At 64.9% G+C, this 22,898-nt stretch carries 19 protein-coding genes; 14 read left to right on the top strand and 5 right to left on the bottom strand.

Annotation, left to right across the window (positions count from 1 at the left end; genetic code table 11):
• Positions 1–80: 80 nt before the first annotated feature.
• Positions 81–3,029, bottom strand: coding sequence for a M4 family metallopeptidase (locus H6678_01900; GenBank protein MCB9472543.1), 2,949 nt, complete (start codon positions 3,027–3,029; stop codon positions 81–83).
• Positions 3,030–3,167: 138 nt separating this feature from the next.
• Positions 3,168–3,353 carry a hypothetical protein gene (locus H6678_01895; GenBank protein MCB9472542.1) on the bottom strand — a complete coding sequence of 62 codons (186 nt, stop codon included), beginning with the start codon at positions 3,351–3,353 and terminating at the stop codon, positions 3,168–3,170.
• Here H6678_01895 and H6678_01890 point away from each other — a divergent pair.
• The 5 genes from H6678_01890 to H6678_01870 all read left to right on the top strand — a co-directional run bounded on the left by H6678_01890 (position 3,346) and on the right by H6678_01870 (position 6,322).
• Positions 3,346–3,867 carry a hypothetical protein gene (locus H6678_01890; protein ID MCB9472541.1) on the top strand — a complete coding sequence of 174 codons (522 nt, stop codon included), beginning with the start codon at positions 3,346–3,348 and terminating at the stop codon, positions 3,865–3,867. The genes H6678_01895 and H6678_01890 overlap by 8 nt on opposite strands.
• Positions 3,868–3,925: 58 nt before the next feature.
• Positions 3,926–4,504, top strand: a complete 579-nt coding sequence (locus tag H6678_01885) for a uracil-DNA glycosylase family protein (GenBank protein MCB9472540.1) — start codon at positions 3,926–3,928, stop codon at positions 4,502–4,504.
• A gap of 132 nt (positions 4,505–4,636) precedes the next feature.
• On the top strand, positions 4,637–5,125 hold the full coding sequence (locus H6678_01880) for a rhodanese-like domain-containing protein (GenBank protein ID MCB9472539.1): 489 nt from the start codon (positions 4,637–4,639) through the stop codon (positions 5,123–5,125).
• A complete protein-coding gene (locus H6678_01875) occupies positions 5,122–5,553 on the top strand; it encodes a DoxX family membrane protein (GenBank protein ID MCB9472538.1) in 432 nt (143 codons plus the stop codon). The genes H6678_01880 and H6678_01875 overlap by 4 nt, the downstream gene beginning before the upstream one ends.
• Complete coding sequence (locus tag H6678_01870; protein ID MCB9472537.1) at positions 5,546–6,322, top strand: alpha/beta fold hydrolase; 777 nt, start codon at positions 5,546–5,548, stop codon at positions 6,320–6,322. The genes H6678_01875 and H6678_01870 overlap by 8 nt, the downstream gene beginning before the upstream one ends.
• Positions 6,323–6,325: 3 nt before the next feature.
• Here H6678_01870 and H6678_01865 read toward each other — a convergent pair whose 3' ends face one another.
• Positions 6,326–6,928: a TetR/AcrR family transcriptional regulator gene (locus tag H6678_01865; protein ID MCB9472536.1), complete on the bottom strand. Its 603-nt coding sequence runs from the start codon at positions 6,926–6,928 to the stop codon at positions 6,326–6,328.
• 316 nt (positions 6,929–7,244) lie between these two features.
• Here H6678_01865 and H6678_01860 point away from each other — a divergent pair, with 316 nt between their 5' ends.
• From H6678_01860 to H6678_01850, 3 genes are all read left to right on the top strand, one after another.
• On the top strand, positions 7,245–8,990 hold the full coding sequence (locus tag H6678_01860; GenBank protein ID MCB9472535.1) for an acyl-CoA dehydrogenase family protein: 1,746 nt from the start codon (positions 7,245–7,247) through the stop codon (positions 8,988–8,990).
• Between the two features lie 65 nt (positions 8,991–9,055).
• Positions 9,056–10,195: a thiolase family protein gene (locus H6678_01855; GenBank protein MCB9472534.1), complete on the top strand. Its 1,140-nt coding sequence runs from the start codon at positions 9,056–9,058 to the stop codon at positions 10,193–10,195.
• Positions 10,188–12,533: an enoyl-CoA hydratase/isomerase family protein gene (locus H6678_01850; GenBank protein MCB9472533.1), complete on the top strand. Its 2,346-nt coding sequence runs from the start codon at positions 10,188–10,190 to the stop codon at positions 12,531–12,533. The genes H6678_01855 and H6678_01850 overlap by 8 nt, the downstream gene beginning before the upstream one ends.
• A 24-nt stretch (positions 12,534–12,557) precedes the next feature.
• Here H6678_01850 and H6678_01845 read toward each other — a convergent pair whose 3' ends face one another.
• Positions 12,558–13,082 carry an SRPBCC family protein gene (locus H6678_01845; protein MCB9472532.1) on the bottom strand — a complete coding sequence of 175 codons (525 nt, stop codon included), beginning with the start codon at positions 13,080–13,082 and terminating at the stop codon, positions 12,558–12,560.
• 210 nt (positions 13,083–13,292) lie between these two features.
• On the opposite strand from H6678_01845, the gene H6678_01840 reads away from it, so the two are divergent.
• The 4 genes from H6678_01840 (at position 13,293) to H6678_01825 (ending at position 19,855) form a co-directional block, all read left to right on the top strand.
• A complete protein-coding gene (locus tag H6678_01840) occupies positions 13,293–14,177 on the top strand; it encodes a DMT family transporter (GenBank protein ID MCB9472531.1) in 885 nt (294 codons plus the stop codon).
• A 230-nt stretch (positions 14,178–14,407) separates the two neighbouring features.
• Positions 14,408–16,279, top strand: coding sequence for an ABC transporter ATP-binding protein (locus tag H6678_01835; GenBank protein ID MCB9472530.1), 1,872 nt, complete (start codon positions 14,408–14,410; stop codon positions 16,277–16,279).
• The gene (locus H6678_01830; protein ID MCB9472529.1) at positions 16,276–17,994 is read left to right on the top strand and encodes an ABC transporter ATP-binding protein; all 1,719 of its coding nucleotides are present in this window, start codon (positions 16,276–16,278) and stop codon (positions 17,992–17,994) included. Before H6678_01835 ends, H6678_01830 begins: the two co-directional genes overlap by 4 nt.
• Before the next feature lie 238 nt (positions 17,995–18,232).
• On the top strand, positions 18,233–19,855 hold the full coding sequence (locus tag H6678_01825; GenBank protein ID MCB9472528.1) for a PQQ-binding-like beta-propeller repeat protein: 1,623 nt from the start codon (positions 18,233–18,235) through the stop codon (positions 19,853–19,855).
• Positions 19,856–20,338: 483 nt separating this feature from the next.
• Here H6678_01825 and H6678_01820 read toward each other — a convergent pair whose 3' ends face one another.
• The gene (locus tag H6678_01820; GenBank protein MCB9472527.1) at positions 20,339–21,427 is read right to left on the bottom strand and encodes a histidinol-phosphate transaminase; all 1,089 of its coding nucleotides are present in this window, start codon (positions 21,425–21,427) and stop codon (positions 20,339–20,341) included.
• A gap of 227 nt (positions 21,428–21,654) precedes the next feature.
• Here H6678_01820 and H6678_01815 point away from each other — a divergent pair, with 227 nt between their 5' ends.
• Together H6678_01815 and H6678_01810 are read left to right on the top strand one after the other, a co-directional pair.
• Entirely contained in the window at positions 21,655–22,500 is an 846-nt protein-coding gene (locus H6678_01815; GenBank protein MCB9472526.1) for a patatin-like phospholipase family protein, read from the top strand.
• Entirely contained in the window at positions 22,497–22,838 is a 342-nt protein-coding gene (locus tag H6678_01810) for a phage holin family protein (GenBank protein MCB9472525.1), read from the top strand. Before H6678_01815 ends, H6678_01810 begins: the two co-directional genes overlap by 4 nt.
• The last annotated feature ends 60 nt before the right edge of the window (positions 22,839–22,898 follow it).

Below are 22,898 nucleotides of genomic sequence, written 5' to 3'. Positions count from 1 at the left end.
CCTCCAGCTCCCCCGGGAGAGAATCGGGCCGGACGTCCCATGGACGTCCGGCCCGATGTCTTGTGGACAAGATCCGGAGCTCAGTCCAGTGCGATCACGCGCACGGTTTCCACCTGATTGGATGGCCCGACGGCCAGACGCGAACTCAGATCCATGCTGGTGGCGGCGGTGGTGCCCAGATCTTCAACCACTCCATCCACGGTCACCAGCACACGGTAGGAACTGGCGCCGGGTACCGGGTTCCAGCTGAGCGTCAGCGAATTGCCGCTGTAGCTCAGTTCGGCGGCAGGTGCCGGCAGCAGGGACTGGCAGCCATCGGGGATCCAGTCGTTGTCCAGATCACCCGCGCTGCCGTGCCGGTACTTCAGGGTCACCACCATGTGATTGCTCGGCCCACAGAGCGTGGTGTTGACATCGGACGAGGAATGGAAACCGAACACGTCCGCACCGGCGCCGAGGGCCGCGTTGAACACCGCGGGACTCAGGTCCAGTTCCCGGCGGGAGGGGCTGCCGGGGCAGTCGGAGGCGCCGCTGGCGAAGAGGGTGCCCAGCACGGTGCCGTTCAGGTCCACCGTGACCGATTCGGTCGGGGAACTCAGGTCGCCGCGCGCGCTGACACACAGAGTGACGGTGTCATCGGCCGGCGGCAGATCACCCGGACTCCAGCTCTCGCCGAAGAGGGTCGAGGGCATGGGCATGAAGTGGGTGCCCGAGACCAGGAACTGCGACTGGTCGTCATTGCCGTCCTGGTCACAGTCGCCACAATCGATCAGGCGCACATCATCCACATACCAGCCCGTGCTGCCCGTGCAGCCGTCCTTGCCCAGGCTGAAGACCAGACGCAGGCTGTCGGCCCCGGCCAATACGGGTCCGAGGTCCGCCAGTGAGTGCCCCCAGCTCGAGGTGTTGCCCGTGAAACCCGGGATGCCGCTGAAGGGATTGCCAGCATTCAGGGGAGCGTTGGGCGGATTGAAGAGCCAGGCATCGAAGCCCAGTGTCGTGGTACCAGCGGCAGTCTGCACCTGCACGATGCAGCCATCGTAGCCACCCTCGGTGTTCACGAAGTGCCGGAAGGAGAGCAGCGGGCGACCAGCCAACGTGCCACACTGGATCCATGGACTGGTCAGGGTATGGCTGCCCGTCTCGTCCTGTCCCGCACAATCACCCACGTTGCGGTCTTCGCACCAGGCGGCGTTGCCCGCGCGCCCTACGGGCAGGTTGCCGGCGCCGACCCAGTCGTAGGGAGTGGGCATGGCGCTGTGTGACACGGTCCAGCTGCCCAGACCCGCCTCGAAGTCCTCGCTGAAGAATGTGTCACCCGCGGGGCAGGCGCTGATTTCATCGGAACTCAGCACCGAACTGCCACCGCCGCAGGCGCCTTCGGTGTTCATTTCCACCGCGCGCAGGGCACGGTCAAGCTGGACAAGGTCCGAACTGTCCACAATGTGGCCGGAGGCCAGGCCCGTGCGCGGATCGGCCAGGTTCACTCCCAGCAGCGAGCTGCCAGCCAGATTGAAGGCCAGATAGGCGTCCTCGAAATCGGAGGAGGGCACCAGGTACCAGGCCAGGGTCTGGTACCAGATCGCCCCGGCCTTGATCGTGCCGATGCCACTGACCGAATAGCCGTTGTAGTCCTTGCCGTCCACCAGAATCGCGAAGGCGTGATTGGGAATGCCGCTGCCCGAGTGCACACCGCCCGAGTCACCGGAAGGGCAGGTCTGCAGCGGGCTGTTGGCGTAATCCGGGTCGCCCAGGCAGGTGGGATCCCACATGTCGCGGATCTCACCCCCGAAGGCCGCGGCATCTTCGCCGATCAGCCAGCGCACACCGTCCGTGTGACTGGTGCTGCAACTGCTGCGGGCGTTGTTGGGTGTATCCAGCCCGGGGCCCGTGCCGTGTGCCGGCCAGGCGACTCCACCGGGGGCACCGGCCACGCTGGCGTCGCCATTGTACAGGTCCACCAGCTCGCCGAACACGTCGGAGAAGCTTTCGTTGAGCTGGCCCGACTGGTTCTGGTAGATCAGCCCGGCGGTGTTGCTGGTGACACCGTGGGTCAGTTCGTGGGCCACCACGTCGTCGGTGACGGTGCCGTTGCAGAACACCATCTGCTGCAGGCCATCGCTCCAGTAGGCGTTGGGGCAGGGCGGCGAGGTGGAATGGGTGGTGGCCACCATCGGCAGGCCCAGCCCATCGATGCTGTCGCGCCCGTGACCACGCCAGAAGTATCCGTATGTGTCACCGTAGTAGTCGTAGGCCGCGTCGATGTCGAAATTGCCGGTGGCCGCCTGCCCCTCGCTGCGTGCGAGGGTGCCGGGCAGCGCCGAGCCGCCATTGCCATTGTAGATCCGCCGGTCCTGCACCGTGTGGATCAGGCTCCAGGAATTCATCAGTTCGCCCGAGAGCGCATCCACCAGGATCGCCTGCTCGACGGCGCGCTCGAAATCGGCGCCCTCGATGTGCCAGGCCAGACGCAGGCCCGAGTCGGGCAGGCCCAGCCAGGCCAGGTTGACCCAGACCAGTTCGGCCTTGCCGATCCGCGGGTTCCAGTCACGGGTCACGTCCATCAGACGGTCGGCGACCTGCTGCACGTCAATCGGCTGACCCGCGTCCACCTTGCCCGGCAGACGGGGCACACGGCCGTTGAGCGAGACCAGCGCGCCCTTGCTGTCGAAGTGCAGCACCACTCCCTGCCCGAAGAGCAGACGATTCTTGTAGAACAGGTCATAGGCCAGATGCTCGGCTCCTGCGGGATCCTTGCCCTGGCGCTTGAGCTGCAGGTCAATACCCTGGGATTGCAGTTCCAGTGCATCTCCCCAGGTCTGCACGAAAGCCCGTGCCGTGGCGACCGCACTGCCCGAGGCCGGCCAGAGAGGAGCACCGGGGCTGCCGATCAGGGCCGCCAGATGGGCCCCATCCGCGCTGCGCACGGCAGTCCCGGGAAGGGCACTGCCCAGTGGCACCAACCCCAGAGCCAACAGGCAACTGCCCAGCTGCAGGGCACGACGGAAGGACGGATGAGAACAAGACATCGGGGTCTCCTGAACAGGATGAAGCCGCCACTCCGGATTCCGGAACGACGGACAGGTTGTCTGTGCTGTGCAAAGCGGTTGGGAACCGGCTGTCACGATAGCCAACCGGAGGCGGAGTTGCCAGAGACAACTCTGTCCTCACAATTTCCATCCGGCATGCTGCGGCGCAGCCGCGGGCAGGTAGCAGGCATTGCCCGCCTGCCACCGGTTGTGCATTTTGCTCGCCCCGGCCCGAAGCTGCTGTACCAGGATTTCCGGGAACCCGCAGACGACCCGGGTGTTTGCAACAGGTCGCGTCGCCAACAGGAGTGTCAGAATGGGCATCGCGCTGGGTTTCCTGCTGGTCGTCCTCTGTTCGCTGTCCCTTGTCAGCGTGTTGTTTCCCGGGGGGCCACGCCTGATGCAGTTGCTGACCCTGTCGCTGGCCCTGCTGGCGCTCTGGCTGCTGAGCCGCTGGCACATCGAAGCGGCGCTGGTGTGGTTGGTGCTGTTTGGCGGACTCAAGCTGGGCATCTGGACCAGTTGGAAACGGCTGGAGGCTGCGCGCAGCGTGGTCTCGGGGCAACCGGCTCGTTTTCTCAGCCTGGCCCGTCCCGATCGGGGCGAGTTGCCCTTCGTGATGTATCTGCCACCGCTGCGCGCCCCGCTCTACTTCATCGCACGACGAGCACGGGTGGCCGTGCCCCAGGCGGGCAACCGGATGGCTTCCGAGATGCTGGTGCCCCTGCTGGACATGCTGTTCCAGAGCAGCAGCGGATTCACTCTGGATACGCGCCATCTGGCCGGACGGATGCCGGGCGGCCAGCAGGGTCCGGCCTTCGTGATCCGCTGTCTGTAGGCCCCATCCGACCCCGGGCCTGCACTGGACCGAGTCACAGTGGAGGTAAGGAACAGGCATGGCGGGCTTCGAGACCCTGCTGGACCGAGTGCGAGCCTGTACCCTGTGCGAATCGGCCCTGCCACATGGAGTGCGCCCGGTACTGCAGGTGCATCCAAAGGCGCGCATCCTGATCGCGGGCCAGGCCCCGGGTCGAAAGGTCCACGAGACGGGCATTCCTTTCGATGATGCCAGCGGCAAGCGTCTGCGCGAATGGCTGGGCGTCTCGCGGGAAGTCTTTCTGGACCGGCGGCGCTTCGCGATTCTGCCCATGGGATTCTGCTATCCGGGAAGCGGAAGCAGCGGAGATCTTGCGCCTCGCCCGGAGTGTGCGGCCACCTGGCGCGCTCAACTTCTGCAGGTGCTGACGCAGGTGGAGCTCACCTTGGTGCTGGGGACCTTCGCGCAAGCCTGGCATCTGGGATCGTCTGGGAGGACGCTGACGGAAACCGTGAAGGACTGGCGCAGCCATTGGCCCCGGGCCTTGCCCCTGCCGCACCCCAGCCCCCGGAACGGACTCTGGCTGCGACGCAACGCCTGGTTCGAAGCGGAGGTGCTTCCCGCATTGCGCGAGCGAGTGGCCAGCCTGCTGGCCTGAAGAACCGCCGGGAATGACCGGCAAAGCCCGGGCCCTGGGCCCGGACCTGAAGGCCGACACGCAGGCGTATCCTGTGAATCGCCCCGTGATCCGTGGACCTGACACGAGCCCGACACCCAGAAAGGAAACCCGATGAAGACCCTGACAAGTTTCGTGCTGATGGCCCTGCTGGCGCTCGTGCTGGGTACCACGTTCAATGCCCTGCGTCCCCAGGGGCTCTCGCTGATCGCCAAGGATCTGATCGAGACCGGAGCCGCCGGCGCGGATACTCTGGTGGCGGCGCAGACTCCCCAACTGGCCACGGTGACCTTCGCCGAAGTGGATGCGCTCTTCAGCAAGGAACTGGCTGTCTTCGTGGATGCCCGCGACCAGGACAAGTTTTCCCAGGGACACATTCCGGGTGCGATCAATCTGCCCACCGATGCCTATCGCAACGAAGAAATTCCCTTCACCATGCCCAAAGGCATGCTGCTGGTGCTCTACTGCGATGGCGGGGATTGCGAATTGTCGCACGAGCTGGCCGACCTGATGATCGAGCGCGGTTATCAGAAGGTGCGCATCTACACCGGCGGTTTCGAGGAGTGGAACCAGCTCAGCATGCCCGTGGAGTCTGAAAGATGAAACACATCCTGGCCCACCCGGCCACGCTGTGGACCTGCCGCATTGTGCTGGCCGGACTGTTTCTGCTGGCAGCCTGGGGCAAGATCAGCGAACCTCACGATTTCGCCACCGTGATCCGCAACTTCAAGCTGGTGCCACGCGCCTTCAGCAATCTGCCCGCGATCGTGATGCCCTGGCTGGAGGCCCTGGCGGCCCTGGCCCTGCTCAGCGGCATCGCGCGACGCGCGGGGCTCTGGTGGATCACATTGATGCTGGGTTTCTTCACCCTCAGTTTCTTCTGGGTGATGTCCCAGGGCATCGTGGTCGACTGTGGCTGTTTCGGCAAGCTGGGAGCAGCCCTGGCCGGGGATGTGGGGCTCAAGTCCGTGATCCGCAACCTGATTCTGTTGTCGTTCTGCGGCATCCTGCTGAAATACGACCGTGCCTGAACGTTCCGGCACACGCCTGAGTGTGTTCCTGGAGGTGCAGGGATGGCGACTTCACGTGGAGGCGCTGGGCTCCGGTCCGCCTCTCCTGCTGCTGCACAGTGGTGGAGGAGGCTGGAACGCCGGCGAATGGGACGAAGGCTGTCGCCAACTGGCCCGCAGCCACCGCCTCTGGCGCTACGAGCGCCCCGGATATGGCCTGAGCCAGCCCCGTGACCACTTTCCCCGGGATTTCTTCGACCAGGAAGAGCGCCTGCTGCAGGCTCTGCGTGAGCGGCTGGGACTGCAGGCCGCACTGCCCATCGTGGGCACCAGTGACGGCGGTACCATCGCCCTGCTGCACACGGCGCGGCGGCCACAGTCCGTGCTGGGTCTGGTGGTGGAGGGGGCGCACGGATTCTTTCAGTCTTCAATGGAGGAAGAGCTGGAGCGTCGGGCCCGCAAGCTGTTGGTGAAATATCCTCCGGGCGCGGCACGGCCCGTCTTCGCCGAAAGCATGGAAAAGTGGTTCGAGGGATTTCGGGATCCGGTCTGGCGCGACTGGTCCATTCTGAAGGAACTGGGCGCGATCACCTGCCCCAGCCTGGTGGTCCAGGGCGACCAGGATGCGTTCGTGGATCAGGCACACGCCCATCGCCTGGCCGCGGCCATTCCGGGCGCGAGTTGCCGGATCCTGCCCGACTGCCGACACCTGTGCCACCGAAGCCAGCCTCTGGCATACTACTCGCTGCTGGCACAGTTTCTCAGCCAGCTGCCGCCCCGCCCGGCCTGATTCTCAGTTGCAGACCGAATCGATCAGACGGCCCATGATCAGGTCGTCGACGCGATCCATGTCCACACCGTACTGGCTGTACAACGAGCGCGAGCGCGACTGCAGCAGGCCATTGGCCGTGGAGATCAGGGCGATCACGTAGGTGGTCGAGTCCACGTCCTTCAGACAGCCCTGGGCTTTCATGGCATCCACCAACTCGATCATCCGGTTCACCAGTTCAGCCCGTCGGGCGATGATGTCCCGCTGGACCTCCTCGGACAGTTCGGCGAAGACTTCGGGGTGCGAGGCCATATACAGCAGCAGAGTGAAATGCTCGGGGTGGCTGCGGCTGTAGTCGCGGTAGCTGTTGAAGAACAGGCGCAGGCGGCGCTTCAGATCGGGCTCCTTCAGCACCTTGCTCTGGATCTCGCCTCGCAGGAGTTCCCAGGACTCGGTCACCAGAATTCCCAGAATCTCGGCCTTGTTGCGGTAGTTGGAGTAGATCGCTCCGGTGGTCAGCTCGGCCTGGCGTGCGATCTGGCGGACAGTGACCGCATCGTAGCCATCCGCCAGGATCAGTGTCCGGGCTGTCTCGAGCACAAGTTCCTTCTGACAGGCTTTTGGCATGCTCACCTCTGGGTTGGGCTTGAATCGTCAGGAGCGCCAAGAATGCACCATGAGTTCCGGCGGAACGGAAAACCGGAATTGGTTGTAGAGACGCAGGGATGATGATGTCAGGTGGTTGCCTGTGGGGTACCGGCTGCAACCGGGCGTCATTTTACCATATGTCGTGCGGGAAACCGAAGATCTTGGGTCAAGGGATACGGAACTCAGTCTCAGGATGGCCAGAAAGTGGCCGATACCTTGAAACGTACCCCTTCGATGCGGATGACGGCTCCCACGACGCGCATCGGAACACTGGACCTCAAGCCAGGATCGCCCCATGCCCACGCGTTTTTCTCACCTCACCGCCACCGGATCGGGCCCTGCGCCGCTGGCTCCGGAAGCCCTCGATGACTCGCAGCGCGAATTCCGCCAGACCCTGTGCCAGTTCGCCAGCGAACAGCTGGCACCCCGGCGCGCCGACCTGGAAAATTTCGACCTGGCGCTGACCCGCCAGCTGCTGGACCAGTGTGCCGAACTGGGCCTCTGCGCCGTGGACATTCCTGAAGCGCACGGTGGCCTCGAGCTGGGCTGGATCACGGCCGTGGCTTCCTCCGAGTACCTGGCCGAGTGCCGCAGCGCCAGTTTGATGGTCAGTCTGGGCGCGGTCACGGGCATTGGTCTGCTGCCGATCCTGCTGTACGGCACCGAGGAACAGAAGGCGCGCTGGTTGCCCGGCGTGGCCAGCGGCGAGCTCAAGGGTGCCTACGCCCTCACCGAGCCCGGCAGCGGCAGCGATGCCCTGGCCGCCAGCTCCCGTGCAGTCGTCGATGGGGAGCACTGGGTCATCACGGGGCGCAAGCAATACATCACCAATGCCGGATTCGCCGACTACTTCATCGTGTTCGCCCAGGCCCGGTCCTCCGAGGGCCAGGGTTTCAGCGCATTCTTCGTGCCCCGTGACACTCCCGGGCTCTCGATCGGGCTGGAGGAGCACAAGATGGGGCTCAAGGGCAGCAGCACCGCTCCATTGATCCTGGAAGAGGTGCGCGTGCCACTGGATCACCTGATCGGTCAGGTGGGCGAGGGCACGGCCATCGCGCTGGTGACTCTGGACCTGGGCCGTCTCAAGCTCGGGTTGATGGATCTGGGCCTGAGCCGGGTCTGCATTCGCGACACCGTGCGTTACACGGGCGAGCGGCGCCAGTTCGGCACGGCCATCGCCAACTTCGAAGCCCTGCAGGGCAAACTGGCCGCCATGGGCAGTCGCCTGCTGGCCCTGGAGAGCATGGCCTGGCGCGTGCTGGGGCTGCTGGCCGATGGCATGGGCACTGGGGACGCACGCCTGCATGGGCGCGAGGCGGCCGTCGTGCTCGAAAGTCTGGCCCTGGAAAGCTCGATGGTCAAGATCCACGGCAGCGAATCGCTGTTCCGCATTTCCGACGCCGGCCTGCAGAGTCTGGGCGGATACGGTTTCATTGAAGAGTATGGACTGGCCGGCATTTTCCGCGACAACCGCGTCGACCGCATTTTCGAAGGCACCAACGAGATCAATCGCCAGGTGATCGTGGGCAACCTGCTGCGCGCCGCTCTGGAAGGGCAATTGACTCTGCGCAATGGCGACCGCGAGACCCCGGCACTGCCCGGGGATCCCCCCGGACTGGCCCCCGCCCTGGACGTGCTGCACAGGGTGAGGCGCGCCTTCTGCACCCTGCTGGATGCGGCGATCACGGCCTGGGGCCAGGATCTGGCCCTGCGCCAGCTGGCCGGCGAGGATCTGGCGGACCTTGCGACCACGGTCTTCGCGCTCGACAGCGCCTGCCTGCGAGTACGCCACTGGCACCGGGAATTCAAGGACCCGCACTGTGTGATGCACGCCCTGGGACTGCTGGCCTGCGAAAGCCTGGCCGAGGCCCGGCATTGCGCCGCCCGTCTGCGCGCTGGCCTTGGCGATGCGGGTGCCATTGCCGACGAGGCACTGACCGCCTTGGATGTCCACCGGGATGCACAGCTGAATCCCTATGCACTGTCGCGTGCCCTGGCACACAGCCTGGCGCAGCACGGCGGCTGGCCCGAAGGACGCTGAGGCCGGAATCCGGCGGATCACGAGCATCGGGCTGCCCGGCCCGGACAACTGGAAGGAGCTAGAACATGGCAACCCGTGCGGTCATCGTGGATGCGGCGCGTACCCCCATCGGCCTCAAGAATGGCGCTCTCAGCCGGGTGCGTGTGGACCAGCTGACCGCCGACCTGCTGCGCGGGCTGCTGGCACGCAACCGCGGCATGGCCGGCCAGGCCGTGGATGATGTGGTGCTGGGCTGTGCCTTTCCCGAGGGAATCCAGGGCATGCTGGCCGCGCGCGGAGTGGCTCTGCTGGCCGGTTTGCCCGATTCGACTCCGGCCCGAGTGATCAACCGCTTCTGCGGCTCGTCCATGGACGCGCTGCATGCCGTATCACAGGCCATCGAATGCGGGGATATCCAGTGTGCCATCGCCGCGGGCATGGAGGACATGTTCGCGGTGCCGATGGGCGGTTACAATCCGGACTTCCACCCCGAACTGGCTCGTGCCGGCTATTACATGAACATGGGCGAGACCGCCGAGAATCTGGCGCGCGACCTGGGCATCACGCGGGAAGACCAGGAAGCCTTTTCCGCCGAGTCGCACAGGCGTGCGCTGGCGGCCCGCGAGGCCGGTCTGCTGGACCGCGAGATCCTGCCGGTTCAGACTCCCGATGGCATGATGGCACACGACGAAGGGCCACGCACGCCGGATCTGGAGAAGATGCGCTCGCTGGCACCGGCTTTCCTGGCCGCTGGCAGCATCACGGCGGCCACCAGTTCGCCGGTATCCAAGGGTGCGGCCGCGCTGCTGGTATGCTCCACTGAGTTCGCCGCCGAACACGGCCTGACCGTGCGCGCCGAAGTCGTTTCCCGGGGAATTGCTGGTGTGGATCCCACCCGGATGGGGTCCGGCCCGATTCCCGCCAGTGCCAAAGCCATGGCCGCAGCCGGGCTGGACTGGGACGCGATCGATGCCATCGAACTCAACGAAGCCTTCGCGGCTCAGTCGCTGTATGTGATCCGCCATGGCGGCTGGCCCGCCGAGAAGGTCAACCTGCACGGCGGTGCGCTGGCCCTGGGGCATCCGCTGGGCGCCAGTGGGGCCCGCATCCTCTGCACCCTGCTGAGCGTGATGGAACACCGCAAGCTGCGCACGGGCCTGGCCACCCTCTGCATCGGGGGCGGACAGGGCATCGCCACCATCGTGCGGAGGCCCGACCATGACTGAGATCCGCCGTGTGGCCGTGCTTGGAGCGGGTGTGATGGGCAGCCAGATCGCCGCCCACTGCGCCAACGCCGGGCTCGAGGTCCTGCTCTTCGATCGTGATCTGGAACTGGCCAGTCAGGGTCTGCAGCGTGCCACCAGCATCCGCCCCGCAGCCTTCTATTCGCCCGGGAGCGCCCGACGCATCACGGCGCTGGGCATTGACGAGGACGCGGCCCGGCTGGCCGATGTGGACTGGGTCTGCGAGGCGATTCCCGAAGTGCTCGACTGGAAACGCCAGCTCTTCACCAGCGTGGCTCCCCATCTGTCCGATGGCGCGCTGATCAGCACCAACACCAGCGGACTGCCCGCCGCCGAGATCGCCGCCGTGCTCAGTCCGGCACAGCGCCGCCGCTTTCTGGTGACCCATTTCTTCAACCCACCGCGCTACCTGCGCCTGCTGGAACTGGTCGCCCTGCCTGAGACGGATCCGGAATTGCTGGGTACTTTCGCCCGGTTCGCGCGTGAGACCCTGGGCAAGGGGGTGGTCGAAGCGCGGCTGACCCCCAATTTCATTGCCAACCGCATTGGGGTCTTCGGGCTCCAGCGCACTCTGCAGCTGGCCCTGGAACACGGACTGAGCGTCGAGGAAGTGGACGCGCTCACCGGCCCGCTGCTGGGACGTCCCAAGAGTGCGTCCTTCCGCACGGCGGATGTGGTGGGGCTGGATACGCTGCTGCACGTTACCCAGGGGACATATGAGGCCTGTGCCACCGATCCCTGGCGGGCCGTGTTCCAACCCTCCGAGTTGCTGATTCAGCTGGTGGAGAAAGGGGCATTGGGCCAGAAAAGCGGCGCCGGATTCTATCGCAAGAGCGCCGCGGGCCTGGAGCAACTGGACCTTGTCACGCGCGAGTATGGGCCACTGCTCAAGCCGCGCTTCGAGAGCCTGAAGCTCTGGCGGCGCTGGAAGGACCTGGGCCGTCGCGTGGAAGCCCTCTACTGGGAAGAGGACCGGGCGGGCCGTTTTCTGCGGGCCCTGCTGGGCGAGACGCTGCTCTACGCGGCCTGGCAAGTGGAAGAGATTGCCGGCGGCAAGCTGGAAAGCCTGGATCGCGCACTCTGCTGGGGGTTTGGCTGGGAGATGGGGCCCTTCCGTCTCTGGGACTCGATCGGTGTGCGCCGCAGCCTGCAGCGCCTGAAACGGGAAGGCGCACGACTGGCGCCCTGGCTGGACAGATTCCTGGCCAGCGGAGCCGAGACCTTCCACCGCTGGAACGGCGGGACGCGCGAAATCCTGGAGCCCGCCACCTGCGAGTGGCGCGCCGTGGAGAGCATTCCCGGCGAGCTGGATCTGGAAACCTGTCGCCGGATCCATCCCGTGCTGCATCGGGGCTGGTCGGCCAGCCTGCTGGATCTGGGGGAAGGAGTGGCCGGGCTGGAATTCCACAGCGTGCTTCAGCCCCAGCTGAACCCGATTGACGAGAGCGTGATCGAGACCCTGGCTGTGGCCCTGCGCGCCGTGCCCGACAAGGGCTATCGCGGTCTGGTGATCGGCCATGGTGGAGCCAACTTCTGCGCCGGGGCCAATCTGCAACTGATCCTGCGTCTGGCCGAGTCCGGTGACCGGGAGGCCATCGAAGGCGTCTGCGAACAGTTCCAGCGGGTGATTCTTGCTCTGCGTCACGCTCCCTTCCCGGTGGTGGCCGCGCCCTTCGGGCTCTGCCTGGGCGGAGGAGTGGAGCTGACTGCCGGCAGTGATGCGGTGGTGGCACACGCCGAACTCTATGCGGGGCTGGTGGAAGCGGGCGTGGGCGTGATTCCTGCCGGGGGAGGCTGCCTGCGGGTGCTGGAACACTGGATCGACCGGTTGGCTCCCCGCCGCCCGGGGCCTTTCCCGCCCGTGCAGCAGGCCTTTGAAACGATCGCCTTCGCCAAGGTCAGCGGATCGGCTGCCGAAGCGATCTTCTTCGGTCTGCTTCCGGCGCACACGGAGATCGTGCTGGATCGCGCGGCGCTGCTTGAGCGAGCCCGTCAGAAAGTACTCGAGCTGGCCACCGATTACATCGCGCCCGTCGCGCGCCAGGACCTGCGCCTGCCCGGCCCCGGTGGGCGAGTGGCCATGGAGCTGGCCGTGCAGGGATTCCGCGCGTCGGGAAAGATCACGGAACACGACGCGGACATCGCCGCCAGCCTGGCCCGGATTCTCAGTGGGGGCGAGCAGGCGGACACGAGCCATCCGGTGGACGAGGAGTGCATCCTGCGCCTCGAGCGCGAGGAATTCGCCCGGCTGGCGCTCACCAGAGCAACCCAGGACCGCCTGCGTCACATGCTGAAGACCGGCAAGCCGCTGCGCAACTGAGCGCAGCGGTCCGGCTGGCCAGGATCAGTTGGCTTCGACCACGGTCTTCAGCTTGCTCAATCCCGTGTCGAACATCGGGCCGACCATCGTGTCCATCAACAGGCAGAAATACCCGCCGATCACGGGCAGCTCCATCCGGCCCGTCATGCCCCAGGTGACACGCACTCCGCCGGGATCATCCTCGTAGCTCATCACGCCCTTTGACCTGTGCCGGTTGTCGAAGACCATGTCGTAGGCGATGCCCTGCTCGAGCGAGCACTCGGTGAAGGTCAGCTCGCCCGGCCCCTCCTTACTGGTCCAGCTCTGGCTGGCGCCCACGCCAGTGGTCTTCTCGCCCAGGGTGGTGACGATGGTGGGATCGTTCTCCAGCCAGGGCGACCAGTTCGGCCAGGCCCGCAGCTCGCCCACCCGGGCGTGCACGGCCTCGCGGCTGGCCTGGATCACGATCGAACGCGAGACCTCGTAGTCGCGGGGCAGGAACAGACCCACGACCACCACCACCAGGATCAGCACTCCCAACCCCTGCACAAGGCGTTTCATCAGTGACATGTCAATCTCCGGATTCTGTGGATGCGAGTCTGGCGAGCACCCGAAGATTGGACCCATGGACGCGCCGTGCAAGCATTGAACACCAGCAGCGACACATAACATCGTTCCCGGTTGGGCGGGTGGGTTCTCGAGCCGGGCATGTCCAACCTGAGACCCCTTTCGTTAGCTTGGCGCGTCGTGATGTGGTCCCTTTCCAACCGGAGAAGCGCCTTGACCGCCACCCGCTGGCTGCTGCTGGCCACCCTGATCTGGGGGGCGACCTTCACCCTGATCCACAAGGCTCTCGCGAGTGTGGATCCGGTGCTGTTCGTCGCCCTGCGCTTTGGACTGGCCGCTCCGCTGACGCTGCTGTTCTTCCATCGGCGGGTCCGGCTGGGCAGCCTGCTGCAGCTTGGACGCGGGGTGCTGCTGGGCACTGTGCTGTTCCTGGGCTACCTGCTGCAGACCTTGGGTCTGGTGCACACCAGTGCCAGTCGGTCCGGCTTCTTCACCTCGCTGGCGGTACTGTTCGTGCCCATGATCCTGGCCGTGCTGGAGCGCCGCAGACCCCGGGGAGGCGTGATACTTTCGGTGGCTCTGGCCCTGGCGGGTCTCTGGGTCATGAATCCCGGCATTCTCGAGGGAGCAGGCTCGGGCACCGCTCTGGGCGACGCCCTGACCATCGGCTGTGCGTTCGTGTTCGCGGTGCAGATCCTGCTGATGGATCGTACTCCCACGGCCGGACACACCTGGACCCTGACCTTCTGGCAGGTGCTGACCGTGGCCGTGCTCGCCACCGCCTGCCTGCCCTTCCGCGGCCCGCTGCAGCTGGACTGGACCCTGGACCTGGTGCTGGCGCTGCTGATCTGCGGTCTGCTGGCCACCGTGCTCGCCCTGGCCCTCCAGATTCGCTTCCAGCGCGAGATCGCCCCGGAGAAGGCGGCCGTGATCTACACCATGGAACCCGTGTTCGCGGTGCTCTTCGCCTGGATGCTGGCCGGAGAACATCTCAGCACGCGGGAAGCCCTGGGTGGCCTGCTGATTCTGGGTGGCCTGCTGGGGGCCGAACTGGATCGCGCCCGCCTGAGCGCCCTGCGTGTCTGGTTGTTCGGTTGACGTGCTGGATGAAGATTTCACCCATGAGTGCTTGCTTCTCTGGCGAACGAGTTTTATTGTTGGCGCCACTATGCTGATTCGCACTCCCCTCAATAACCGCTAGAACAGGCGTCACAGCCCCGTTCCTGGCTTCCGCGAACGCGTCAACCGCGTCGCGTTTTCACTCATTCCAATACAGCCATCGTTCATGACACCCCGTTCCGGGTGATCCATAGTCTCAGGAGTCTCCCATGTGGGACGATGATTCCGGATTCGAGGAGCACGAAGCTCCGCCCCGCTTGCCCACCCTGTCGCTCTTCCGTCGGGTCTGGCCCTATCTGCGACCCCATCGCTGGGCTTTCCTGGGCGCGCTGCTGCTGACCTTGGTGGGAGTCTGCCTGGTCGTGCTGCAGCCAATGATCTTCAGGCTGATCGTGGACAAGGATTTCCCCTCCGGTGACGTGTCCTCGCTGCTGCGTCACGCCTCGCTCTATCTGGGCCTGATGGTGGCGGGCGGATTGGTTTCCGCGGCGGCCACCATCCTGATGGGGCGCACGGGCGTGCTGGTGATCAACCGCATCAAGCGCGTGCTCTTCACCCACTTCCTCAGCCTGGGGCTGGGCTGGCTCGAGCAGCATCCCGTGGGCAGCCTGGTCTCGCGTACCGAAAGCGACAGCCAGCGTCTGGTGAACCTGTGCAGCACCATGGCCATGCGCATTCTCTCGCCCCTCTGCCTGGTGGCCGGCGCCCTGGTGGTCATCGGTGGCACCGATCTGCGCCTGCTGGCCATCGCGGCGCTCATGCTGCCGCTGATGATCGCGGGCACACTGCTCATGTTCACGCGCATGCGCAGCAGGTTCCGCGAGGAACGGCGGCTGTACGCCAGTCTCACGGGTCAGGTGGCCGAAGTGGTGCCCGCCTCGCGTCTGCTGCAGGCGCTGGGCAGATTGCGCTGGGCCGAGGCCCGGGTGGCCGTGAGCAACAACATCTACAGACGCTTCACCACACGGCTGATGTTTCTGGAGTACGGCTTCTGGGGAGGCATCGGACTGGTCGAGATTCTCATGACCGCACTGGCGCTCTGGCTGGGAGCGGGCTGGATCCAGGACGGCAGCCTGACCACGGGCACGCTGGTGATGTTCGCCCAGTATGCCGCGATGATCTACTGGCCCATTCTGCAGCTGTCCGAACAGCTGGCCGAGATCCAGCGTGCGGGCGGGGCCGCCGATCGCATTTTCTCGGCGCTGGACACGCAGCCCATGGTGCCCGGCCATGCATCGCCCAGGCCGGTGCCCGACGTGCCCGGAAAGATCGAGTTCCGCGAGGTGAGCTTCGAATACACTGCAGGCGAGCCGGTGCTGCGCGAGGTCAGCTTCAGTCTGGAACACGGCCAGACCGTGGCCCTGGTGGGCCCCACCGGCAGCGGCAAGTCCACGATCATCAATCTGATCACCCGGCTGCGTGATGTGAGCTCGGGCAGCATTCTGATGGACGGCGTGGACATTCGCGAGCTGGAGCTGGACCAGTACCGGCGCCGCTTCGGGCTGGTGCTGCAGGACCTGTATCTCTTTCCGGCCCCGGTGCTCGACAACCTGCGCGCCTTCCGTGACGAGATCCCGGAGGCCCGCGTGCGCGAGGCGGCCCGGACGGCCGGAATCCTCGAGGCACTCGAGAATCGCCCGGGCGGATTGCAGGCCATTCTGGCCGAGCGTGGCAAGGATCTGTCCTACGGTCAGCGCCAGTTGCTGGCCTTCGCGCGCGCGCTCTGTGTGGACCCGCCCCTGCTGATTCTGGACGAGGCCACCAGCAGCGTGGACCCCGGCACCGAGCGTCGGATCCAGCGTGCCCTGGACGCCTTGACCAGCAACCGGACCACCCTGCTGGTGGCACACCGGCTGAGCACGGTCAAGCGCGCCCACCAGATTCTGGTGCTGGACCAGGGCCGCATCGTCGAGCGTGGCACCCACGAGAGCCTGCTGGCCCTGGGCGGCGTCTACGCCCGGCTGGTGGAGATGCAGGCCCGCGAAGGTCTGCATGACACGCACGAGGATCTGGCGGACATGCCCCAGGGAAAGGGATCTCGCGACGAGATGCTTGCCCCGGATCCCGGAGGAGAACGATGAAAGTCCTGAGAAGAGTCCTGCGTTGGCTGGCGCCGCTGTGGCGCCTGCAGCGGAAACAGTTGCTGCTGGTGCTGGGACTGACCGTGCTGGCGGTGGCCATTCGCACGCTGTATCCGCTGATCTTCAAGTTCGTGCTGGATGCGCTCGTCGATCCGGGCAACGCGCTCTCGGCCAGAGGCTGGGTGCTGGCCCTGCTGGGTGCTGGAGTGCTGCAGCAGACCATTCAATGGCTGCTGCCCGTGAGCCGGGCCAAGGCCAACCTGGATCTGGGCATGGCCATCCGGATGCGCACATTGCACACGGTGCTGCGCAAGAAACCCGCGTTCTACACGCGCTATCGCTCCGGTGACCTGGTGACCCGGCTGACCGACGATGTGGACACCGAGGACAAGCTGAGCTGGTATTCCTGCAGCGGCGTGATGCGTCCGGTGGAGGCCAGTCTGGTGCTGATCTTCAGCCTGGTGGTGATGCTGACACTCAACTGGAAACTGACTCTCTTCGCGACCCTGCCCCTGCCGATCGTGGTCTGGGCCCTGTCGCGCACCGAGAAGATCCAGGAGCGGCACTACTCCGAACGCCAGAAACGCACCAGCCAGACCGTGGATGTGCTGGAATCGGCTTTCAGCGGAGTGCGCATCGTGCTCAGTTATGTGGCCGAGGCCGCGCAGTCACGCCTGCTCGACCGTGTGCTGCACGACCGCGAATCCAGCGAGAAGAACGTGCTGACCCTGCGCGCGCTGCTGGAAGCGCTGGGCGCCCTGCTGAACCAGCTGGGCGTGATCGTGGTGCTCTTCGCCGGTGGGTACTACCTGATCAAGGGCCAGCTCAGCCTGGGAGATTTCTACGCCTTCGTGACCTATCTCTCCAGCCTGACCGAACCGCTCTGGACCCTGAGCTGGTTCTTCGTGTCCACCACTCTGGTGGGATCCAGCGTGGATCGCCTGAGCCAGATCGAAGAGGAGCCGGAATTCACCCCCGGTATCCGGCGGCCGGCGCACACGGGCACCCTGCGCGTGCACGACCTCGCCTTCCGCTGGGAAGGCGGCGTGCCGCTGCTGGAAGGCATCGGACTCGAGGTGGGCCGGGGCGAGATGGTGGCGTTGGTGGGCCCCGTGGGGTGCGGCAAGAGCACTCTGCTGGATCTGGCCGCCGGGCTGCTGCCCGCCGAACACGGGGTTGTCACCCTGGATCACGTGCCGGTCGAGGAACTGGAAACCTCGCGCCGCAGCAGTTGGCTGGGCTATGTGCCACAGGAAAACCTGCTGTTTTCGGGCACCGTGGGCGAGAACGTCTCCATGGATCGCGAAGGCATCGACGCCCAGCGCGTGCTGGACAGCCTGAGCACGGCCTGCGTGCTGGACGAGTTTCCCCCCGAACGGGAAATCGCCCAGGGCGGCATCGGACTCTCGGGCGGGCAACGGGCCAGGGTGGCGATCGCCCGGGCACTGGCCACCCGTCCCGACGTGCTGCTGCTGGACGACGTCACCAGCGCGCTGGACGCGGCCACCGAACAGCTCTTCTGGACGCGCCTGCGCCAATGGCTGCCCCAGACTGGTGTGCTGGTTTCGACTCATCGCGAAGCCACTGCCAGAGTGGCCGACCGGGTACTCTGGCTGGACCGCGGACGCATCGTGCACAGCGGACGCCACGAAGACCTGCTGCGCGCCCACCCCGAATACATGGAACTCTTCGCCCGGGATGAGCAACCCGCCTGAAGTGGGACTCTTGCCGGGTCGCGTGCTGTGCGACCTGCCGGATTCACGGGCGGGCCAGGCCCGCTGCCCGGTGCAGTGGACAACAGATCGCCGAGGAGTCTCAGGGTGCGGGCGGTTGAACCCGATAATCCAGCGACGGCTGTTCTGTTCAGCTTTGAACATGCGAGTGGAAGAGCCGTGGCAAGCAGGAAACCGCCGGATGTTCCCCGTAGCGTCCACCAAAAGGAGTGATTCATCCATGATGCGTCTATTGGCATTCTGTCTGGTATTCTGGCTCTCCCAGACCGCACAAGCGGCGAACGTCGAGGCAAGCTGGACTCAGGACTTTCAGAAGGAAATCGACTGGCAGAAGCTGAGTGATGCCGGGTATCTGGTCATTGGCAACAAGGACGCCATTTTTGGCGTGGATCCCGCCGACGGCAAGATCGTCTGGACCCTCGAGCAGTTCAAGAAGATGCCCGAGGACTTCCTGGAAGTGCTTGATGGCACCCAGTTCGGCGCCATCACCTACAAGGGCGGTGTGCTGGGCTTTGGAACCACGACCTACCTGGTGGACCTGATCACCGGCACGATTCTTTGGGACACATCCACCATCGAACTGGGCAATTGCAGCGGCCAGTTCTATCTGCCCGAAGCGGGCGGGCTGCTGATCTTCGGTTACGACAAGAAGGGCAAGCCGATCACCAAGCTGGTGGACCTGGCCACGGGCAGCGCCTTCTGGAGCGCGGACGACTGGTACAAGCCGGGCAAGACGCCCCAGCTGTTCAGCATCAGCACCGAGAAGAAGTCCCGGCTGGGCGTGATGGGCAACCAGCGCCCGCTGTTTCTCGAGGACGGCAGTTTTCTGGAGCTGATGTCCGTCATGGGTCTGCGCCGGATCAACGCGGAAACCGGCAAGATCATCTGGAGCTGCGATCTGAAGATCAAGGGCGTCCCGGCCCCCAAGGCGGGGTATGCTCCGATCACCCTGAGCACGGATGGCAAGACCGTTTACGTTCCTCATGACAACAACGTTGTGGCCGTGAATGTGGCCGATGGCAAGGTGCTCTGGAACAAGCCCGAAAAGCTGCGCGGCATCGCCTATCAGATGGCGTACACCGAGAAGGGTCTTGTGGTGCGCGGTGGTCCAGGCGGCAGCGACCCCAAGGGCAAGCCCTTCATCATGACCCTGGACACGAAGAGTGGTGAGAAGAGCTGGAAGAAGCCCTTCAAGGATCTGGAGAGCGCCAGTTCCTTCGTGATCGACGGCGACAAGATCGTGATCTATGCCGACTCCGAAATCCACCAGATCGACATCGCCTCGGGCGATCACAAGGAGCTGGCCGACAAGATCAAGCTGGGCGACGGCGAGATCCCGCACACTCTGGAGCTGCGTGACAACGGGTACCTGCTGATTTCCAGCCAGAACCTGGCGCTGTACGACACCAAGGGCAAGCAGGTCTACTGGACCTACAATCGGGCTCCCCAGGCGGGCATGCTGGCCAAGATCGCCAGCACGGCGGTGATCCTGGCCGTGAATGCGGCATCTGTGGCCAACGCCTACGGTCAGGCCAACGCCCGCGCCGCCCAGAGCGCGAGTGGGCGCGGCGAAGCATCCTACACTCTGATCACCAAGAACCCCGTCATGTCAGAACGCTTCGCCCAATCCGAGAGCTCGCAGAACTTCGTCTACATGCTGGCGGATGTGGGACCCGGCGGGCAGAAAGCCGGTGCCGGCGTGATCCAGGTCGACAAGGTGACCGGCGCGAACATGAAGTCCGTGGTCCTGGGCACCAAGGACCCCGTCTACGAAGTCGACGAACTCGGCGGCCGCCTCTTCTTCAAGTCCGGCAAGTCCGAAATCACCTGCTTCAAGTTCTAGTCCCGATCCCGATTCACACCCAAGCCGGTTTCCCCACGGAAACCGGCTTTTTCATACTCGACCTCCGAGATCGCATACAATGAGATCCCCGTACTCACCATTCAGCACCCCCACCCCTCAACCCCCACAGGATTCATCATTCCCATTTCCAACACTGCCCGTCACACAATTCGAACCAACCATTTCTTCATCCCGCATGCACAGCACAAGTCCCACAACCCCAGACCCCCAAAAGTGGTGCGCCGCAGGCAGCACCAAAACCCCCGTGCTCAACGCGACACACGCCACCCGATCCTTCCCGCCCAAGCGCGCATCGCGCGCCACACACGCCACCCCTGAGGGCCTTTCTTTTGGCCCCACCTTTTCTTTGGGCCCCAGACCAAAGAAAAGGTGGGAATTGCCCCGCCACACGCCTGATGGCACAAAAAACCGGAGCCCCACAGCGAGACTCCGGCAATCAAAACCAACGTGGATCACACCCGATCAGTAGCTCTTGAGAATCCTGAAAAACGCCTCATTCTCGATCTCGAGCCCAAAGGTCACACGCACACAATGCGGAAGCCCGAACGCCGGCAATGGCCGAATGATGACCCCCCGTTCCAGACAGTACTGGGTGAACTTTGCCGCCTCGGCATCGGAGTCCATCGGGCACATCAGGAAATTGGCCTGCGAGGGAAGTGTGCGCCAGCCCTTGGCGGCAAAAGCGGCTTCCATCCGGGGCTTCTCACGCTGAACCAGTGCCAGGGTGCGCGCCAGAAAATCATGGTCTTCCAGGGCACCCAGCCCGGCCGCCGCTGCCGGAATGGACGGTTCGAACGGCAGTTTCACCTTCAGCAGATTGTGAATCAGCGGTGCCGCCGCGAAGCCATAGCCGATACGCTGCCCGGCCAGCCCATAGGCCTTGGAGAAGGTGCGCAGCGTGATCACGTTGTCGTAGCGATAGAGCAGGCTGTCCGGATAACTGTCGGCCGCATCGACGAATTCGATGTAGGCCTCGTCCAGGATGATCAGGGTATGCTCGGGCACGCGTTTCATGAACACATCGAATTCCGCCCGGGTGAAGATCGTGCCCGTGGGATTGTTGGGGTTGGCCAGATAGACGATGCGCGTGCGCTCGCCAATCGCCTCGGCCAGGGCCTCCAGGTCGAAGTGGTAGTCCTTCAGCGGCACGGTGTTCAGCTTCACGCCACGGCTGTTGGTGAGCACGTAGAAGCCCACGAAGGTGCCCTCGGAGGTCAGCACTTCGTCGTCATGCTCCAGGAAGGTGCGCATGATGTTGGCCATGATGCTCTCGCTGCCCGAACCCGCGATCACGTTGTCCGGACCCAGTCCGAAGCGCTCGGCCAGAGCTTCCCGCAGTGGCAGGGTGCCGATGGCCGGGTAGCGGTGCAGCTCGCCCAGGCTGGCCTTGAGCGAGTCGATGGCCATGGGGCTGGGGCCCAGCGGATTCTCGTTGGATGCCAGTTTGTAAACGGTTTCCAGGCCCAGCTCGCGCTTGACCTCGTCAATGGGGCGTCCGGCCTTGTAGGGGACCAGCCGTTCGATGTATTCGGGAACCAGAGGGCGATGCATGGAATCCTCCTTTGAAACAACGGCCCCCAAGGTATGAAAGCCCGCCGGGATGACGGGAGCGTCAGCTTGCCCCTTGAAAGCGTCAATGCGATGTTGAGCCCTGCATCCGACCGGTCCGGGCAGGAACCCACAGCCTGGAACCGATGGGTGAGGCAGCCCGCACCGGGCGATCCGCGGAGCGACCCGCTGGACGATCCATACATTCATAGCACCTGCCCCGGAGAGGGATGAAACGGCAACTCGGTCTGGTTCTAGGAGGTGGCGGCGTGCGCTGCCTGGCCCATCTGGGAGTGTATCAGACACTGCTGGACAACGGACTGCGCCCGGACCTGATCACCAGTTCCTCCACGGGCACCCTGCTGGGCATCCTGCTGGCCAGCGGAATCACTCCCCGGGAGATACGCCGCAAGCTGGACCAGTCGCCCTTTCGCTGGGGCTGGTTCACCCCCAGCCTGAAACACGGGGGCCTGTTCTCCCAGCGCAACATGATCCGCCTGCTCAGGCACTTCAACGTGCCGGAGCGGCTGGAAGATCTGCAGGTGCCTCTGCACGTGATGGTGACCGATCTGGTGCGCGCGCGCCCCGTGGTGGTCTGCGAGGGGGATACGATCACGGTGGCCCTGGCGTCCTGCGCATTGCCCGGAGTCTATGCGCCGGTTCCGATCGGCGATCTGGTCTATGGCGATGGCGGCGTGACCAACAATGTGCCCGCCGACGTCTGCCGCACCCTGGTGGGTCCTGAAGGCGTGGTGCTCACCAGCAGTCTTGAAATGGACACCAGCGTGCCCTCCACGGAAATCCGGACCTTTCTGGAAGTGGCCTATCGCTCGATCTATCTGCCCATCGTGAACGAGCGCTATCGCCTGTTCCGCCAGCACAGCGATGTGGTCATCGAACCCTTCGCCCAGTGCCCGCTGTGTTTCAGCCAATGGCGCGAGATTCTGCGTTTTCACTCGGTGGGCGCCATGCGCCGCCACTACCAGTCAGGCCGGACCTGCATGGAACGGGCCATGCCGCAGCTGCTGGAATGTCTGGCCCGTGAGCCGGACAAGGTGAAGGAGGAGCAGCCGTGAGCCCGCTGGGACGACAGGCCCTGGTCACCTTTTTCGCGGTCCTGGTGGTCGTGCAGATCTATTCGGGCATGACGGCCCAGGGCTGGCTGCCCCAGGTGGCGGCCGCACTCGTGCTCACGGGCATCAATCTGCTGGTGCGGCCGGTACTGCTGGTGCTGACCCTGCCGATAAACATTCTCAGTCTGGGGCTGTTCACTCTCGTGGTCAATGCCCTCTGCCTGCGCATGACCGACTGGCTGGTCAACGGCTTCGAGGTCAGGTCGGCATTCATCGGGGCGCTGCTGCTGTCCCTGACAACCCTTGTGATCAACCAGCTGGTGCTGGGACCCCGCCGCTGATTCCGGCGCTCCGGACCCGATTCCCGGAACAGGAACAGTCACGGCAACGATGCCCCGCTG

The organism is Candidatus Delongbacteria bacterium (assembly GCA_020634015.1).
Taxonomy (GTDB): domain Bacteria; phylum CAIWAD01; class CAIWAD01; order CAIWAD01; family CAIWAD01; genus JACKCN01.
The sequence above is the reverse complement of the archived record's forward strand: the minus strand, read 5'-3'. Positions and strand labels throughout refer to the sequence as shown.

Coding starts and splice junctions, on each gene's coding strand:
- H6678_01900 (MCB9472543.1), bottom strand. CDS start 3,029: ATGTCTTGTTCTCATCCGTCCTTCCGTCGTGCCCTGCAGCTGGGCAGT.
- H6678_01890 (MCB9472541.1), top strand. CDS start 3,346: ATGGGCATCGCGCTGGGTTTCCTGCTGGTCGTCCTCTGTTCGCTGTCC.
- H6678_01895 (MCB9472542.1), bottom strand. CDS start 3,353: ATGCCCATTCTGACACTCCTGTTGGCGACGCGACCTGTTGCAAACACC.
- H6678_01885 (MCB9472540.1), top strand. CDS start 3,926: ATGGCGGGCTTCGAGACCCTGCTGGACCGAGTGCGAGCCTGTACCCTG.
- H6678_01880 (MCB9472539.1), top strand. CDS start 4,637: ATGAAGACCCTGACAAGTTTCGTGCTGATGGCCCTGCTGGCGCTCGTG.
- H6678_01875 (MCB9472538.1), top strand. CDS start 5,122: ATGAAACACATCCTGGCCCACCCGGCCACGCTGTGGACCTGCCGCATT.
- H6678_01865 (MCB9472536.1), bottom strand. CDS start 6,928: ATGCCAAAAGCCTGTCAGAAGGAACTTGTGCTCGAGACAGCCCGGACA.
- H6678_01860 (MCB9472535.1), top strand. CDS start 7,245: ATGCCCACGCGTTTTTCTCACCTCACCGCCACCGGATCGGGCCCTGCG.
- H6678_01855 (MCB9472534.1), top strand. CDS start 9,056: ATGGCAACCCGTGCGGTCATCGTGGATGCGGCGCGTACCCCCATCGGC.
- H6678_01850 (MCB9472533.1), top strand. CDS start 10,188: ATGACTGAGATCCGCCGTGTGGCCGTGCTTGGAGCGGGTGTGATGGGC.
- H6678_01845 (MCB9472532.1), bottom strand. CDS start 13,082: ATGTCACTGATGAAACGCCTTGTGCAGGGGTTGGGAGTGCTGATCCTG.
- H6678_01835 (MCB9472530.1), top strand. CDS start 14,408: ATGTGGGACGATGATTCCGGATTCGAGGAGCACGAAGCTCCGCCCCGC.
- H6678_01830 (MCB9472529.1), top strand. CDS start 16,276: ATGAAAGTCCTGAGAAGAGTCCTGCGTTGGCTGGCGCCGCTGTGGCGC.
- H6678_01825 (MCB9472528.1), top strand. CDS start 18,233: ATGATGCGTCTATTGGCATTCTGTCTGGTATTCTGGCTCTCCCAGACC.
- H6678_01820 (MCB9472527.1), bottom strand. CDS start 21,427: ATGCATCGCCCTCTGGTTCCCGAATACATCGAACGGCTGGTCCCCTAC.
- H6678_01815 (MCB9472526.1), top strand. CDS start 21,655: ATGAAACGGCAACTCGGTCTGGTTCTAGGAGGTGGCGGCGTGCGCTGC.